Consider the following 15,195-nt stretch of genomic DNA (forward strand, 5'->3'; position numbering starts at 1 on the left):
TGCTCTCGCCGGTTCACGGTGCGATCTGCACCTTGCTGTGGTCCCCGAGCACGAAACGGTGCGCCGCCGGTTTGCGGGGCGCGGGGGTCACCTCGACGTTGCGGCCGATCAGGGACGCCTCGACCCGGCGCACCCCGCTCACCGAGGAGCCGCGCAGCACGATCGAGTACTCGATCTCGCTGTCGTCGATCCGGCAGTCCCCGGCGATCGAGGTGAACGGGCCGACGTACGAGTCGCTGATGACGGTGTCCGCGCCGATGATCGCGGGACCGACGATCCGGCTGCCCGTGACCCGCGCGCCCGCCTCGATCCGCACCCGGCCGATGATCTCGCAGTCCTCCGCCTCGCCGTCGATCCGCCGCTCCAGGGTCTCCAGGACCGAGCGGTTGACCTCCAGCATGTCGGCGACGTTCCCGGTGTCCTTCCAGTACCCGGAGATCGTTGTGGACCGCACGTCACGGCGGGCGTCGATCAGCCACTGGATGGCGTGCGTGATCTCCAGCTCGCCGCGTCCGGACGGCTCGATGGAGCGCACCGCCTCGTGGATCGCGGGGGTGAACAGGTAGACGCCGACCAGCGCCAGATCGGACTTGGGGTGCTCCGGCTTCTCCTCCAGGGCGATCACCTGCCCGGCCGCGTCGAGTTCGGCCACACCGAAGGCGGCCGGGTCCGCCACCCGGGTCAGCATGATCTGCGCGTCCGGCCGTTCGGCCCGGAACGCGTCGACGAGGCCGGTGATGCCGCCGACGACGAAGTTGTCCCCGAGGTACATGACGAAGTCGTCGTCGCCGAGGAACTCGCGGGCGATCAGCACCGCGTGGGCCAGTCCGAGCGGCGCGGACTGCGGGATGTAGGTGATGTCGAGGCCGAACGCGGAGCCGTCGCCGACGGCCTCCCGGATCTCCTCGGCGGTGTCCCCGACGACGATCCCGACCTCGGTGACGCCCGCGTCGGCGATCGCCTCCAGGCCGTAGAACAGCACCGGTTTGTTCGCGACCGGGACGAGCTGCTTGGCCGAGGTGTGGGTGATGGGGCGGAGCCGGGTGCCGGATCCACCGGACAGCAACAATGCCTTCACGGAGATCACCCTACTCACGCGCGCCCCACCCGCAGGGGGGATTCGGCTGGCTACGGGATGAACGCCGCCTCCGCGTCATGGCCGTAGATCCAGCCACTGCCGACCAGCGGATCGGCCGCCGCCAACGCCGTGTCCCGGGCCCGCTGTTCGGGACCGTCGGGCAGATGGTTCACGTCCCGCCGGTCGTGACTGGCGCGCTGGACACGGGTGGTGCGGGGCAGCCGCGCCGACTCGTAGCGCAGGAGGGCCCGTTCGGGGTCGTCCGGCTCCAGGGCCAGACAGCGGGCGAGGACGGCGGCGTCCTCGACGGACTGGGCGGCGCCCTGGGCGAAGAACGGGAACATCGGGTGGGCCGCGTCGCCGAGCAGGGTGACCCGGCCCCGGCTCCACCGCGGCAGCGGCGCCCGGTCCAGCAGCGCCCACCGTCCGGGGGCCCCGCCCGCGGCGACGAGGCCGGTGACCCGGGGGTCCCAGTCGGCGAACTCGGCGTGGAACTCACCGACTTCGGCGGTCGTGCTCCACGACTCGTCGGTGAAGTCCCCGGCGGGAGCGAACGCGACCACGTTGACCGCGCTGCCGCCCGCGATCGGATAGTGCACGAAGTGCCGCCCCGGCCCCAGCCACAGGGTCTGCGCGGCCCGCAGCGCGAACGCGGGGGCGGCCCGTGCCGGCACGACGGCGCGGAAGGCGCAGATCCCCGAGTACTCCGGCGGCTCGGCCTCCGCGACCGTCCCGCGCACCACGGAGTGCACCCCGTCCGCGCCGACGACGACGTCCGCCTCGGCCCGCCCGCCGTCGGCGAACCGCAGCACCGCCCCGTCGGAGCCGGGCTCGACGGCCGTGCACCGCGCGCCGAACCTGACCCAGCCCTCGGGCACCGCCCGCCGGATCGTGTCCAGCAGATCGGCCCGGTGCACGGTGTACGTCCGCTCCCCGTACAGCCGCTCGCACACCCCGCCCAGCCGCTCCACGGACAGCACCTCGCCGTCCGCCCACCGACGGAACTCCCACCCCCACTCCAGTGCCACGGCCCGCCGCAGGAACGGCTCCAGGACACCGAGGCGCCGCAGCAACCGTACGGCGTTGGGGGCGACGACCAGACCGGCGCCGACCTCGGCCGGTGCCGACGCCTGCTCGTACACGGTCGCCGTCAGTCCGGCGCGCCGCAGGAACGCGGCGGCGGCCATGCCGCCGATACCACCGCCGACGACGGCGATCCGCAGGTCACCGGAGCCGGCGGGACCGGGCACGGGCTGCTCCTTCGGTGGTCGGCGCGGGTCAGTCCAGGGTGCCGCGGAGGACGTCCGCGAGCGGGGTCGCGGGGTGGCCGGTCAGCCGGGGGACCGCGTCGTCGACGCCGTCGAGTTCGCCCGCCGCGATGGCCGTGTACGTCGACACCCAGGCGTCGAGCTGCCACCGCGGGGCGCCGTAGGAGGCGCGGGAGGCGTAGGCCTCGTCGACCGTCTCGGGCTGGTAGGTGACGCCACGGCCCTGGACCTTCCCGAGGACGGCCGCCGCCTCGTCGAGCGTCAGCGCCTCCGGTCCCGTGAGGTCGTAGGTGGCGCCCGCGTGCGCCCCGGGCCGGGTCAGCACCGCCACGGCGGCCTCCGCGATGTCGTCCTGCGCGACGAACGCCGCCCGCCCCTGCCCGGCCGGACCCCGCACCACCCCGTCCTCGCCCACGAGATGCGGCACGAAGTCGGCGTACAGGTTGTCCCGCAGGAACGTGTACGCCATGCCGGACGCCCGGATGTGCTCCTCGGTGTGGAAGTGGTCGCGGGCCAGCGTGAACGTCGCGTCGGGCGCCGCGCCGAAGAAGGAGACGTACACCAGGTGCCGCACCTCCGCCTCCGCGGCGGCGTCCACGAACGTCCGGTGCTCGGCGAGCCGGTCCGGTGTCTCGGACGCGGAGACCATGAGCACGGTGTCCGCGCCGCGCAGGGCCCGCACGACCGCGCCCTGATCGCCGTACCCCGCCTGGACGACCGCGGCACCCGGCAGGTCCGGTGCCCGCCCGGGGGTGCGCACCAGGAGCCGCTGGGGGACGCCCTGCCCGGCGAGAAGACGGGCGACACGACCGCCCAGGCGACCGGTCGCACCGGTGACGACCAAAGATGACATGACTGCTCCAGATGCCGACGGGCTGTGCCCGGAGTATCACCCGGCAGCGGCCACCGACACGAGCAGGCGGCGGGCCCGGGGTCCGGACATGTCGGCGCGCCCGTATCAGGTCAAGCGTCCCGGACCCTTGACTCACTACCCCCCAGTAGTCATCCTCGACCCACAGATTGCGCCGGTCATGACAACCCCCCGCATGGCCGCCGACCGAGGGACGTGGGTCATGACCAAACCTCGACGCCCGTACGGCAGACGCAAGGACGTCACCGTCGTGTCGCTCCTCCTCCTCGTCCTGGCGATAGCCCTCGGCCCCGCGCCGAGTTCCGTGGCCGCGACCAACTGGTGGGAACCGTCGGCCCGTTCGGCACCCGACTCGCAGATCAACGTGACCGGAGAGCCGTTCACCGGCACCAACGCGGCAGGCGAGGTGCAGGGGTTCGTCGACGCGCACAACCACCTGTTCTCCAACGAGGCCTTCGGCGGCAGGCTCATCTGCGGCAAGGTGTTCTCCACCGCCGGTGTCGCGGACGCGCTGAAGGACTGTCCGGAGCACTACCCCGACGGCACCCTCGCCCTCTTCGACTACATCACCCACGGCGGTGACGGACGGCACGACCCCGTCGGCTGGCCGACGTTCAAGGACTGGCCCGCCTACGACTCGATGACGCACCAGGCCAACTACTACGCCTGGATCGAGCGGGCCTGGCGCGGCGGACAGCGCGTCCTCGTCAACGACCTCGTCACCAACGGGGTGATCTGCTCGGTCTACCCCTTCAAGGATCGCAGCTGTGACGAGATGACCTCGATCCGGCTCCAGGCGAAACTCACCTACCAGCTCCAGGACTACATCGACGCGCAGTACGGCGGCACCGGCAAGGGCTGGTTCCGGATCGTCACCGACAGCGCGCAGGCCCGCCAGGTCATCCAGCAGGGCAAGCTCGCCGTCATCCTCGGCGTCGAGACCTCCGAGCCCTTCGGCTGCAAGCAGATCCTCGACATCGCGCAGTGCAGCAAGGAGGACATCGACAAGGGCCTCGACGAGCTCTACGACCTCGGTGTGCGCAGCATGTTCCTGTGCCACAAGTTCGACAACGCCCTGTGCGGTGTCCGCTTCGACTCCGGAACCCTCGGAACGGCCATCAACGTCGGCCAGTTCCTGTCCACCGGCACCTTCTGGAAGACCGAGAAGTGCACCGGCGCCCAGCACGACAACCCCATCGGCAGCGCCACCTCCGAGGCCGAGGACGACCTGCCTGCGGGCACCGAGGTACCGGCCTACGACTCCGACGCGCAGTGCAACGTCCGCGGGCTCACCTCGCTCGGCGAGTACGCCGTCAAGGGCATGATGCAGCGCAAGATGATGCTGGAGATCGACCACATGAGCGTCAAGGGCGTCGGTCAGGTGCTCGACCTCTTCGAGGCCGCCGACTACCCGGGCGTCCTGTCCTCGCACAGCTGGATGGACCTCAACTGGACCGAGCGGGTCTACTCTCTCGGCGGTTTCGTCGCCCAGTACATGCACGGCTCCGAGGCCTTCGTCGGCGAGGCCGCCCGCACGGACGCGCTGCGCGAGAAGTACGACGTCGGCTACGGCTTCGGCACCGACTTCAACGGCGTCGGCGACCACCCCGCCCCCCGTGGCGCGGACACCTCGAACCCGGTGACGTACCCCTTCAAGAGCGTCGACGGCGGCTCGACCATCGACAAGCAGGTCACCGGATCACGCACCTGGGACTACAACACCGACGGCGCCGCGCACTCCGGCCTCATCCCCGACTGGATCGAGGACATCCGCAAGGTGGGCGGCCAGGACGTGGTCGCCGACCTCTTCCGGGGCGCCGAGTCCTACCTGGACACCTGGGGGTCCACCGAACAGCACCAGGCGTCGGTGAACCTCGCCAAGGGGCGCACCGCGTCGGCCAGTTCGTCCGAGTCCAACCCGTTCACCAGCTACCAGCCGGGCCGCGCGGTCGACGGCGACGACACCACCCGCTGGGCGAGCGACTGGAGCGACGACCAGTACTGGCAGGTCGACCTGGGTGCGACGAACCTCGTCTCCCGCGTGACGCTCGACTGGGAACGGGCGTACGGCAAGTCCTACCGGATCGAACTCTCCACGGACGGCACCGACTGGGAGACCGCCTGGTCCACCACCTCTGGTGACGGCGGCCTCGACACGGCCAAGTTCACCGGCACACCGGCCCGTTACGTCCGCGTCCACGGCCTCGACCGCGGCACGGACTGGGGATACTCGCTCTACGAGGTCGGCGTGCACAGCGCCTGACGAGCACGGGGGAGTCGCACATGGCACGGATGCCGTCGGCCGAACGGCGCCGGCAGCTGACGGAGGCGGCCATCAGGGCGATGGCCCGGGACGGCGTGGCCAGGACCACGACCCGGTCCATCGCCGCCGAGGCGGCCGTCTCCCTGAGCGTCTTCCACTACTGCTTCGACTCCAAGCAGGAGTTGATCGAGTCCGTCATCACCACCATCACCGACCACTACGTGACCATCGTGCGGGAGGCCCTCAAACCCAGGGAGACACTGGAGGAGACCGTCCGGGCCGGCTTCCAGGCGTACTGGGACCATGTGCGCGCCCACCCCGACGAGCACATGCTGACCTACGAACTCACCCAGTACGCCCTGCGCGAGCCGGGCTTCGAGCACCTGGCGCGCCGGCAGTACGAGCTGTACGGCGAGCTCTACACCGAACTCATCGAGCGGCTGCGCCAGGACATCGACCTCCGGCTCGGGGTGCCCGTCCCGGCCCTGGCCCGCTATCTGGCGGCCATGACGGACGGGCTCACGCTCAACTACCTGGTCCTCGGCGACGAGGAGGCCTGGACCGACATCCTCGACACCGTCACCGCCCACATCGCGGGCCTCGTGACGGCGCAGCCCGCGGACACCCCCTAGACCGCGAGCGGGTTGGAGCGGGCGGCGGCCAGGAGGTACCAGGCCGTCGCTCCGGTGTGCCGGTACGGGTAGTAGCCGAACCCGAAACCGGTGTCGAGGGGGCTGCTCGCCGACACGATCCCGGACCGGGCCGCCACGGCTCGCCCGCCGAAGGTCTGACCGGCGCCCAGCAGGTCCTGGGCCCGCTCCATGGACGCGATCAGCCGACGGGCGCGCTTCTCGTCGCCGGGGGCGTGCCGGTGGCGCAGGGCGAGCGCGAGATGCGCCGTCCCCTCGAACCACACGCCGTTGCGGTCCGGCTTGGGCTGCCCGGCGGCGATCGGCGCGCTCTCGTCCGCCAGCAGGCTCGCGGAGCTGAAGGTGACTCCCTCGTACGACTGCCCCGCGGGAACCGTGCTGTTGGGGCGGCCGGCCGTGTCCAGGACCGCGAGTTCGGTGGCCGCCCAGTCCAACGACCGCGCATAGGCAGAGGAGTTGAGGGCGAGGTGGGTCCAGGTCTGCGTGTCCTCGGGGATCGGTGACCTGTTGACCGTCACCCCGTCGTTGGTGCCGGTGTAGAAGAAGCCTCCGTCCGGCTCCCACATCCTCCTGACGAACGCCCCGGCCACCGCACGCCGTTCCTGCCACACCCGGTCCCCGGTGAGCCGGGCGAGCTGACCGAACAGTCCGATCAGGTCGGTGTTGTGCTCGGTCGAGGTGAACGGCAGTCTCTGGTTCGCCCCGTCGACACCGAACTTGAAGCCGCCGAGCGGTTCGTCGGTGCGCCCGGTGCGGTCGATCCACTCGCCGATCCGCACGGCACCGGCGAGGAAGCGGCGCTGCCCGGTCCGGCGGGCGAGGGCCGCGAGGGCGACGCCGGCCCAGGCCATGTCGCCCACCGCGGTGCCGGTGAAGCCGAACTGCGCCCCCACGTTGGCCTTTCCGTCCGCCCGGACGAACCCGTCGGGCTGGCGGACGCCGTCGTAGAAGGTGTACGGCCCCACGTTGTAGGCCTGCCGCAGCCGCCCGTCGGTGTGATCGGGGTCGTTGGCCTGCGCGTACAGGAGCGCGTCGCCCAGCGCGGTCGCGCGGGCCGTGCCGGCCCGGGTGCCGCGGGCCAGGTGGGCGAGGACCGCGAGGGCGTTGTCGTAGGTGAACGCCGTGCTGAACAGGCCCGCCTGGTCGGTGTAGCTCTGGGCGAGGCGGATCGGGCCGTGCTCCGGGTAGGCGTCCATGGCGGCGCCGAGGAAGTCCTGCGCGCGCTCGGGTGCCGAGGAGGCGGACGAGGCGGAGGCCCTGTCCGCGGCGCGGGCTGTGCCCGGACCGGCGGCGAGGAGAACCGCGGCACCGAGCCCGGTACCGATGAGTGCGCGGCGGTCGAACGCGGGGCGGCCTTGGCTGCCGGTCATGGGTCTCCTCGGATCGCGGGACAGGGGGACGTGCAGAGGACGTGCAGGGGGCATGCAGGGGGACGAGTGCGCTTGAGAGCGCTCTCAAAACTGCGCGCTCATTCTGCTGTCGCCACATGCCCGGGTCAACGGCCGGGAAAGAAGCTCTGGTTGAGGGGCGGCCCCGTTCGCCGGGTCAGTTCCGTGGGGCGTCGCCGTTCTGTGGGCGGGAGGCCCCGGGGGCCAGCGGGTCGGGCGGCTGCACGGGCGGCGGACCCGCCGCACCGGAGCGCAGCCGCTCGAAGACGAGGTCGAAGGTGAAGCCCGCGGTGAAGCCGAGCGGAATGGTGAAGAACAGCAGCCGGCGGACGTCCAGGTCGTCGAGGAGAGCGGGGACGGTCAGCAGTTGCGAGGCGAAGTAGAGAAGCACCGAGACCAGCCCGGCGCCCAGTCCGCGCACCGCGGCCCGGCCCCACCGCACGTCGCTCTCGAAGGAGTTGCGCAGAATGGCCCCCGCGGCGGCGGCCACCAGCGGGGCACCCACCAGGACCAGCAGATCGAGCGCCCCCGCCTCCCGCGCCTGCTGGGCCGTCACCAGCGCCGCGAGCGAGGCCAGCATGCACACGGCCGCCACCGTGAGGCCCCGGGCGGACCGGCGAGCCGCCGTGCGCTCGCCCCGCGCGCGTTCCGCGAGGGTGCGGAGCCGGCGCTCCCGCTGCCGCAGGAGGCAGGTGATCAGACGGGCGGCGGACACCGAGGACCAGTTGTCGCCCATCAGTCGGATGTCCGAGTCGTCCGCGTCGTTGCGGACCTTGTCGAAGTTGATCCACACCTGCCCGGCGCCCCCGCCGAAGGCGGCCACCGTCACCAGCGGCAGCCGCTGGGCCAGGGCGATGATGCCGGCCACCCGGGTCGACTGGCCTCCGCCCATCAGGAGCACTCCGTCGCAGCTCAGGAGGGTGTGGTAGAAGGCCACCTCCCACTCTCCGCTGCTGTCGCGGAGGATCTCCACGGCGGTGTGGGCGTCCGGCGCGAGCGCGAAGTCGACGTCGCTGTGGCGGGGCGGGAAGGCCGCCACCCGGCCCGGCGCCGCCTCGGTGCAGGCGTCCGCGTACCCGGCCACGACATCGGTCTCGATGTACTCGGGGCTGCTGGAGAAGACGGCGAGGTCGCAGCCCGCCCGGGCGAGCTCTCTGCCCAGGTGCCGGCAGGCCTCGGGGGCGAGATCGGCGGCCTTGAGGGGATGGGTGAAGTCGCGATGGGGATCCGTGCTGCCGACGACGGCTATCAGAGGGCGCGCGGAGTGCGGCGAAGTCATGTACCAGTCTAGGCAGTTGGCCGGGATTTTCCTCGACCGGATCTGCTCGGTTTCGCCGTATTTCTTGGAGTTCGGGGTGTAGCCGGGGGCGTGCGGGGGGATGGGTGAGCCGACGGTGGGGAGAAGTGATGGCGGGCGTCAGCCGAATTCCGGCCTACTTCAGTCACAGCTACTGGGCCGAGGACCGGGAGCTGAACGAGCACTTCTGGAAACTCTTCTGGGACCAGGGTTTCACCTTCGCGGTCGACCCGAAGACGAACCCCCTGTCTCCCACCCACCTCGAACTGATGATGGATCAGAGCGCCTGCTTCGTCGGCGTGGTGACGCATCGTCAGGAGGAGCGCCGCTACCGTGCCTCGCCCTTCATGGTGCACGAGCACGACCTGGCCCTCCAGGCGAAGAAGTCCAGGCTCGTGTTCATGGAGACCGGGGTGTCGGCGGGCTTCTTCCCGGTCGCGGACGAGGAACGCGTGGTGTTCAACCGGCGCCAGCTGCCGGACGCCGACGCGGTGCGGCTCGCCATCGAGCGGCTCAAGGGCCGCAGCGGCCCGTCCGGCGGCGCCACCCGGGGACTGCTCGGCCGGGTCGGACTGATCCTGCCCGACGACGCCGCCTATCGCGCCGCCGAGCCGCACATACGCCGGGCGGTCGAGGACGTCGGATACCGGGCCCGCACGATCAGCCTCGACTTCCGGGACTCCTTCGAGTTCAATCTCGCCGTCGACGAGTGCGACTTCATCGTCGTCGACGTCGCCTCCCCGTTCGCCGAGCCGTGGGTCTTCCCCCAGCTCAGTGGTCGCTTCCGGCCGACGCTCAAGCTCTTCCACGAACCTCCGGACGCGCGGTACGTCCCCCGGGAGTCGAAGCTGCTGAGCGGAGAGGCGCTGCGGGCGGCCGAACCGGCGGACCGGATCGCCGTCCACTGGAGCGACCCGGAGGAACTCGGCGACCGGCTCCAGGACCTGGTGGCCCGGTTCTACCAGCCGCGGCTGGAGTTCGAGTCCTACGACGAGGGCGTCGGATACTTCCACAGCCTCGGACGCGCCCAGGGCAGCATCTTCCTGAGCAACGCCCGCGGGGACGACGCGCTGGCCCAGCGACTCGGCCGCAGCCTCGAACTGCACAACCTCTCGTACTTCCACTACCTGCGCCGCAACACCATCGAACTCGGCGCGGACTGGCGCAGCCAGCTGTACGCGAACGTCGCCGCGTGCCGGCTGTTCCTGCCGCTCATCAGCCGCCACTACTGGGAGAGCGAGTACTGCCGGGAGGAGTACAACATCGCCGAACGCCTGCGGGCCGACGGCCGGTTGGTGATCCTGCCCTACTTCCTGGGGCCGGGGGTGGCACGGCAGGTCACCTTCCAGGGACGCGCCATCGGCCATCTCTCCCAGGACGAACAGGTCACCGTCATCAGCCAGGACGTCGACCACGAGTTCGTCGACCGCCGACGGCTGGAGGAGCGCGCGCCCGCTCCCGAGCGCCGCTGCGACATCGCGATCGTCACCCTCCTGCCGGAGGCCCACGACGCCCTGCGCCGCCACCTGGAGACCCATGGCGCGCTCACCGAGACCGTCCGGCACGGCACGGGGTGCGAGTGGATCCGCGCCGGCGTCAAGGCCGTCGGCCGCAGCAGCGCCTACGAGGTGGTCGTCGCCCAGCCCTGCGAGGGAACGGACGGCGTCAGCAACGCCGTCGCCGCCACGATCGAGGAGTACCAGCCCGAGACGGTGGTCTTCGTCGGCGCCTGCTGCGGCATCGCGCCCGACCTCGTGCCGGGTGACGTGGTGATCTCCAACCGGCTGCACGGCTACATGTACGACGAACTGGAGCAGACCTGCCTGCCCCGCCCCGACCGCACTCACCTGGCCCACGAGGGAGTGGCCGCGCTCGGCGACAGCATGCGCCTCAACTACGCCTACTGGGCCGAGAAGATCTACGAACGGCCGCCCAACGGACCGCGGTCCGACGCCCCGCAGGTCGTGGTGGGCCCCGTCGCCTCCGGCGACACACCCGTGGACGGCAGCGGAGATCCCGCCCTGCGTCCGGTGCTCGTGGCCTGGCCCGGGCTCGCCGCGGTGGAGATCGGCGGCTCGAACGCGGCACGTGCCGTCACCCATGCCCGCAGGGCGGGCCGGACCCAGGTGTCGTTCTCGATGGTGTGCGCGGTGGCCGGCACCGCGACCGACGGGATCTCCGTCAACTCCGCCCGGCCGGAACAGGACAAGCCCTGGAAGCAGTACGCCGCCGACGTCGCCGCCACCCTGGTCGTGGAGGCGATCCGGCTGGCCTGGCCCAGTCCGCCGAGGAGAGCAGGATGATCCGACGTGCCGGGCGGCGGACCTGGACGCCCCCGCCCTCCACCACCGTGGACGTGAAGCTCCCCGACAGCCTCCACGCCCTGGTCGAGCTGCTCGCCGAGGAGGCCCACGACAACTGGGCCCGCCAGCGGCTGTCCGAGGGCTGGCGCCACGGCCGACGGCTGAGCCGGCTGCGCAAGAGGCACCCGCTGCTGGTGCCGTACCGCGAACTCACCCATGCGCAGCAGGAGGCGGACCGGGTCGTCGCGCTGGGTACGGTGCGGGCGATCCTCCGCCAGGGCTATACGCTCCAGGAGCCCGCCGGCCGGTGAAAGGGGCGCTCCATGACGACCATCGCGGTGACCGGGCACATCGACCTCACGGAGGAGACGTCCGTCCTGGTGCGCGCGGCGCTGGACGAACTCCTCGGGCGCCGGGCCCACGACGGTGAACTGGTCGGAGTCTCCTGCCTCGCCAGGGGCGCCGACTGTCTCTTCGCGGAGGCCGTGCTCGCCGCGGGCGGACGGCTGGCCGTGGTGATCCCCTCCCGGGACTACCGCCGCGCCAGGGTGAGGGCCGATCACGCCCCGCTCTTCGACCACCTGGTCGAGGCCGCTCACGACGTCGTCGTGCTGCCGATCGAGACCGCGGGGCGGGAGGCGTACGAGGCGGCGAACAGCGTGCTGGTCGAACGCGCCGACCGCCTGGTGGCCGTATGGGACGGCACCCCGCCCACCGGCAGGGGGGGCGGCACCGCCGACACCGTGCTGGAGGCCCGGGCGGCGGGCGTCCCCGTCGACGTGGTGTGGCCGGACGGGGCCGCCCGTACCCGCCGGGAGCACCGCGAGGGTGCCGCCGACGGGCGTGCCGGGATCAGACCGCCGTCGACGGGAACGTCGGGTACTCCACCCCGGAGACGTGCTGGACGACCCGGATGACCTGGCAGGAGTAGCCGAACTCGTTGTCGTACCAGAGGTAGAGGATCGCATTGTCGCCGTCGACCCGGGTCGGGCCCGCGTCGACGATCGAGGCGTGACGGGAGCCGATGAAGTCGCTGGAGACGGCGTCCGGCGCGGTGGTGAAGTCGATCTGGCGCCTGAGCGGGGAGGTCAGGGACACGTCCCGCAGGTGGTCGAGGACCTCCTCGCGGGTGGTCTCGCGGCCCAGGCGCAGGCTCAGGATGGCGATCGACACATCCGGCACCGGCACCCGGATCGAGCTGCCGGTGATCGGCGCCTTGAGGTCGGGCAGCGCCTTGGCGACGGCGGAGGCGGCACCCGTCTCCGTGATCACCATGTTCAGCGGCGCGGAACGGCCGCGGCGGTCGGCCTTGTGGTAATTGTCCAGCAGGTTCTGGTCGTTGGTGAACGAGTGGACCGTCTCGACGTGTCCGCGCAGCACCCCGTACTCGTCGGCCATCGCCTTCAGCGGCGGCACGATCGCGTTGGTGGTGCAGGACGCGCAGGACAGGATCTGCTCGTCCGGCTTGAGGGTGTCGTGGTTGACGCCGTGCACGATGTTGGGGACGTCGCCCTTGCCGGGCGCGGTGAGCACGACCTTGTCGACACCGGGGCGCAGATGCTGCGAGAGGCCCTCGCGGTCGCGCCACTTGCCGGTGTTGTCGATGAGGATCGCGTTCTTGATGCCGTACGCGGTGTAGTCGATCTCCGACGGGTCGTTGGCGTGGATCACCCGGATCGCGTTGCCGTTGGCGATGATCGTGTCGTTCGCCTCGTCGACGGTGATCGTGCCCTGGAACTGGCCGTGGATCGAGTCGCGGCGCAGCAGCGAGGCGCGCTTGACGATGTCCTGCTCGCCCCCGCCGCGGACGACGATCGCCCGCAGCCGCAGCCCGTTGCCGGAGCCGGACTTCTCGATCAGCAGCCGGGCGACGAGGCGGCCGATGCGGCCGAAGCCGTACAGGACGACGTCGCGGCCCTCGCCGCGCTCGATCTTGTTGGCGCCGGTCGCGCCGGCGACGGCCTCGGCGGTGAACGCCTCGACGCTCAGACCGCGGTCGTCGGCGCGGTAGGTCGCGGCGAGCAGGCCGAGGTCGATCTGGGACGGGCCGAGGTCGAGGGTGGTCAGGGCCTGGAGGAAGGGCAGCGTCTCGGTGACCGACAGCTCCGCGCCGGCGATCTGGCGGGCGAAACGGTGGGTCTTGAGGATGCTGACGACCGACTTGTTCACCAGGGAGCGGCTGTGCAGCAGGACCGTGACGTCCCGCTCGCGGTGCAGCTTCCCGATGATCGGGATCATCGACTCCGCGATCTCCTCGCGGGTGTTCCAGTTGGTGAACGAGTCCTCGTTGACAGTCACAGATCCATCTTTCGAGCTAGGCGGCGCTCATATGTTAACCCCACGTTCGTTTGACCCCTCGAACAGGGGGGTCTGACCCCGGGAAACGCGGCGCGAACGGTTCCCGGGCCCGTCCGCGCCGCCCCGTTCCCGGCCGCACCGTTTCCTTCTCCCGCCTCGTCGGGTCCGTTTCCCGGCCTTGTCGAGACATTCGGGCCTCCCGCGCGTACCTGGGGTCACATCACCTCACCTCCGACCCAAGGACTTCTCATGAACGCAAGCGCATCCATCGGCGTCACCGGACTGGGCGTGATGGGCCGCAACCTGGCGCGGAACCTCGCCCGCACCGGAACCGCCGTCGCCGTGCACAACCGTTCGGCCGGCCGCACCCGTGCGCTCGTGGAGGAGTTCGGTCACGAGGGGACCTTCGTCGCCGCCGAGAGCGCCGAGGAGTTCGTCGCCGCCCTCGAACGGCCCCGCCGGCTGATCGTCATGGTGCAGGCGGGCCCCGCCACCGACGCCGTGATCAGGGAGTTCGCCCCGCTCCTGGAGCCCGGCGACATGATCGTCGACGGCGGCAACGCCCACTTCGCCGACACCCGCCGCCGCGAGGCCGACCTGCGCGAACGCGGCCTGCACTTCGTCGGCGCCGGCATCTCCGGCGGCGAGGAGGGTGCCCTCAACGGCCCGTCGATCATGGTGGGCGGCTCCGAGGAGTCCTATGCCCTGCTCGGCTCCCTGTTCGAGCGGATCAGCGCCAAGGTCGACGGCGAGCCGTGCGCCGCCCACATCGGCAACGACGGCGCCGGGCACTTCGTGAAGATGGTCCACAACGGCATCGAGTACGCCGACATGCAGCTCATCGCCGAGGCCTACGACCTGCTGCGCCAGGTTGCCGGCTACTCCCCGGCCGAGATCGCCGACGTCTTCCGGCAGTGGAACGAGGGCCGCCTCGGCTCCTACCTCGTGGAGATCACCGCCGAGGTCCTCGCCCACACCGACCCCGCCACCGGAAAGGCCTTCGTCGACGTCGTCGCCGACGCCGCGGGCCAGAAGGGCACCGGCCGCTGGACCGTCCAGACCGCCCTCGACCTCGCCTCCCCGGTCACCGCCGTCGCCCAGGCCACCTTCGCCCGCGCCGCCTCCGGCCAGAGCGAGCTGCGCGCCGCCTACCTGGGCCTGCCCGGCGGCACCACGCCCCCGCTCAGCCGCACCGAGGCCCAGCGCTTCGCCTCCCAGGTGGAACACGCCCTGTACGCGTCCAAGGTCATCGCCTACGACCAGGGCTGGACCATGATCCGCGACGCCGCCGCCGAGTACGGCTGGAAGATCGACCTCGGCACGGTCGCCCGGATCTGGCGCGGCGGCTGCATCATCCGCGCCTCCTTCCTCGACCGCATCCGCGCCGCCTACGCCGCCGACCCCGAACTCGTCAGCCTGCTCGGCGAGATGGAGTTCGCCATGGAGATCACCGACGCCCAGGTCCCCTGGCGCGAGACGGTCTCCTCCGCCGCCCGCCGCGGCATCCCCGTCCCCGCCTTCTCCGCCGCCCTCGCCCACTACGACACCCTGCGCGCGGCCCGTCTGCCCGCCGCGCTCCTCCAGGGACAGCGCGACTTCTTCGGCGCCCACACCTACCGGCGCACCGACCGCCCCGGCAGCTTCCACACCCACTGGGCCGCGCCCGGCCGCCCCGAGACGACCGCCTGAGCACCCGGCCGCGCGCCGCGCCTCCTCCTGATCCGGGGCGCGGCCCCGGGACTTCCGAGCGTCCTCGTTGACGGCCGGGTGCCACCCACC

11 protein-coding genes and 1 pseudogene are annotated in these 15,195 nt (G+C 71.5%); 6 read left to right on the forward strand and 6 right to left on the reverse strand.

Annotated elements, in window-relative coordinates; translation table 11 throughout:
* Positions 1-13: 13 nt before the first annotated feature.
* From ACIPSE_RS30385 to ACIPSE_RS30395, 3 genes are read right to left on the reverse strand one after another with little or no spacing between them, the layout of a single operon-like run.
* Positions 14-1,078, reverse strand: a complete 1,065-nt coding sequence (locus tag ACIPSE_RS30385) for a glucose-1-phosphate thymidylyltransferase (RefSeq protein ID WP_401668627.1) — start codon at positions 1,076-1,078, stop codon at positions 14-16.
* 50 nt (positions 1,079-1,128) lie between these two features.
* Positions 1,129-2,328 (reverse strand): FAD-dependent monooxygenase, encoded by a 1,200-nt coding sequence (locus ACIPSE_RS30390; protein ID WP_401668629.1) that lies wholly within the window; start codon positions 2,326-2,328, stop codon positions 1,129-1,131.
* Between the two features lie 28 nt (positions 2,329-2,356).
* Entirely contained in the window at positions 2,357-3,199 is an 843-nt protein-coding gene (locus ACIPSE_RS30395; RefSeq protein ID WP_401668631.1) for an SDR family oxidoreductase, read from the reverse strand.
* Between the two features lie 220 nt (positions 3,200-3,419).
* On the opposite strand from ACIPSE_RS30395, the gene ACIPSE_RS30400 reads away from it, so the two are divergent.
* Together ACIPSE_RS30400 and ACIPSE_RS30405 are read left to right on the forward strand one after the other, a co-directional pair.
* The gene (locus ACIPSE_RS30400) at positions 3,420-5,480 is read left to right on the forward strand and encodes a discoidin domain-containing protein (RefSeq protein ID WP_401668634.1); all 2,061 of its coding nucleotides are present in this window, start codon (positions 3,420-3,422) and stop codon (positions 5,478-5,480) included.
* A 20-nt stretch (positions 5,481-5,500) separates the two neighbouring features.
* Positions 5,501-6,112 carry a TetR/AcrR family transcriptional regulator gene (locus tag ACIPSE_RS30405; RefSeq protein ID WP_401668637.1) on the forward strand — a complete coding sequence of 204 codons (612 nt, stop codon included), beginning with the start codon at positions 5,501-5,503 and terminating at the stop codon, positions 6,110-6,112.
* Here ACIPSE_RS30405 and ACIPSE_RS30410 read toward each other — a convergent pair.
* Together ACIPSE_RS30410 and ACIPSE_RS30415 are read right to left on the reverse strand one after the other, a co-directional pair.
* Positions 6,109-7,500, reverse strand: coding sequence for a Tat pathway signal sequence domain protein (locus ACIPSE_RS30410; RefSeq protein ID WP_401668639.1), 1,392 nt, complete (start codon positions 7,498-7,500; stop codon positions 6,109-6,111). The genes ACIPSE_RS30405 and ACIPSE_RS30410 overlap by 4 nt on opposite strands.
* A gap of 175 nt (positions 7,501-7,675) precedes the next feature.
* Complete coding sequence (locus tag ACIPSE_RS30415) at positions 7,676-8,797, reverse strand: hypothetical protein (protein WP_401668641.1); 1,122 nt, start codon at positions 8,795-8,797, stop codon at positions 7,676-7,678.
* Positions 8,798-8,925: 128 nt separating this feature from the next.
* On the opposite strand from ACIPSE_RS30415, the gene ACIPSE_RS30420 reads away from it, so the two are divergent.
* The 3 genes and pseudogenes from ACIPSE_RS30420 to ACIPSE_RS30430 form a co-directional block, all read left to right on the forward strand.
* Positions 8,926-11,118 (forward strand): TIR domain-containing protein, encoded by a 2,193-nt coding sequence (locus ACIPSE_RS30420; RefSeq protein WP_401668643.1) that lies wholly within the window; start codon positions 8,926-8,928, stop codon positions 11,116-11,118.
* Positions 11,115-11,429, forward strand: a complete 315-nt coding sequence (locus ACIPSE_RS30425) for a RyR domain-containing protein (protein WP_401668646.1) — start codon at positions 11,115-11,117, stop codon at positions 11,427-11,429. The genes ACIPSE_RS30420 and ACIPSE_RS30425 overlap by 4 nt, the downstream gene beginning before the upstream one ends.
* Before the next feature lie 12 nt (positions 11,430-11,441).
* Positions 11,442-11,924 (forward strand): annotated as a pseudogene (locus ACIPSE_RS30430) (hypothetical protein); the annotation flags it as partial.
* A 46-nt stretch (positions 11,925-11,970) separates the two neighbouring features.
* Here the strand turns inward: ACIPSE_RS30430 and ACIPSE_RS30435 are convergent.
* Positions 11,971-13,416 carry a glyceraldehyde-3-phosphate dehydrogenase gene (locus ACIPSE_RS30435; RefSeq protein WP_401668648.1) on the reverse strand — a complete coding sequence of 482 codons (1,446 nt, stop codon included), beginning with the start codon at positions 13,414-13,416 and terminating at the stop codon, positions 11,971-11,973.
* Positions 13,417-13,665: 249 nt separating this feature from the next.
* Between ACIPSE_RS30435 and gndA the strand changes: the two genes are divergently transcribed.
* Positions 13,666-15,105 carry an NADP-dependent phosphogluconate dehydrogenase gene (gndA, locus tag ACIPSE_RS30440; protein WP_401668650.1) on the forward strand — a complete coding sequence of 480 codons (1,440 nt, stop codon included), beginning with the start codon at positions 13,666-13,668 and terminating at the stop codon, positions 15,103-15,105.
* Positions 15,106-15,195: the final 90 nt, after the last annotated feature.

The organism is Streptomyces sp. NPDC090106, assembly GCF_044747265.1.
In the GTDB taxonomy this organism is placed as follows: Bacteria; Actinomycetota; Actinomycetes; order Streptomycetales; family Streptomycetaceae; genus Streptomyces.

Coding starts and splice junctions, on each gene's coding strand:
- ACIPSE_RS30395 (WP_401668631.1), bottom strand. CDS start 3,199: ATGTCATCTTTGGTCGTCACCGGTGCGACCGGTCGCCTGGGCGGTCGT.
- ACIPSE_RS30400 (WP_401668634.1), top strand. CDS start 3,420: ATGACCAAACCTCGACGCCCGTACGGCAGACGCAAGGACGTCACCGTC.
- ACIPSE_RS30405 (WP_401668637.1), top strand. CDS start 5,501: ATGGCACGGATGCCGTCGGCCGAACGGCGCCGGCAGCTGACGGAGGCG.
- ACIPSE_RS30410 (WP_401668639.1), bottom strand. CDS start 7,500: ATGACCGGCAGCCAAGGCCGCCCCGCGTTCGACCGCCGCGCACTCATC.
- ACIPSE_RS30415 (WP_401668641.1), bottom strand. CDS start 8,797: ATGACTTCGCCGCACTCCGCGCGCCCTCTGATAGCCGTCGTCGGCAGC.
- ACIPSE_RS30420 (WP_401668643.1), top strand. CDS start 8,926: ATGGCGGGCGTCAGCCGAATTCCGGCCTACTTCAGTCACAGCTACTGG.
- ACIPSE_RS30425 (WP_401668646.1), top strand. CDS start 11,115: ATGATCCGACGTGCCGGGCGGCGGACCTGGACGCCCCCGCCCTCCACC.
- gndA (WP_401668650.1), top strand. CDS start 13,666: ATGAACGCAAGCGCATCCATCGGCGTCACCGGACTGGGCGTGATGGGC.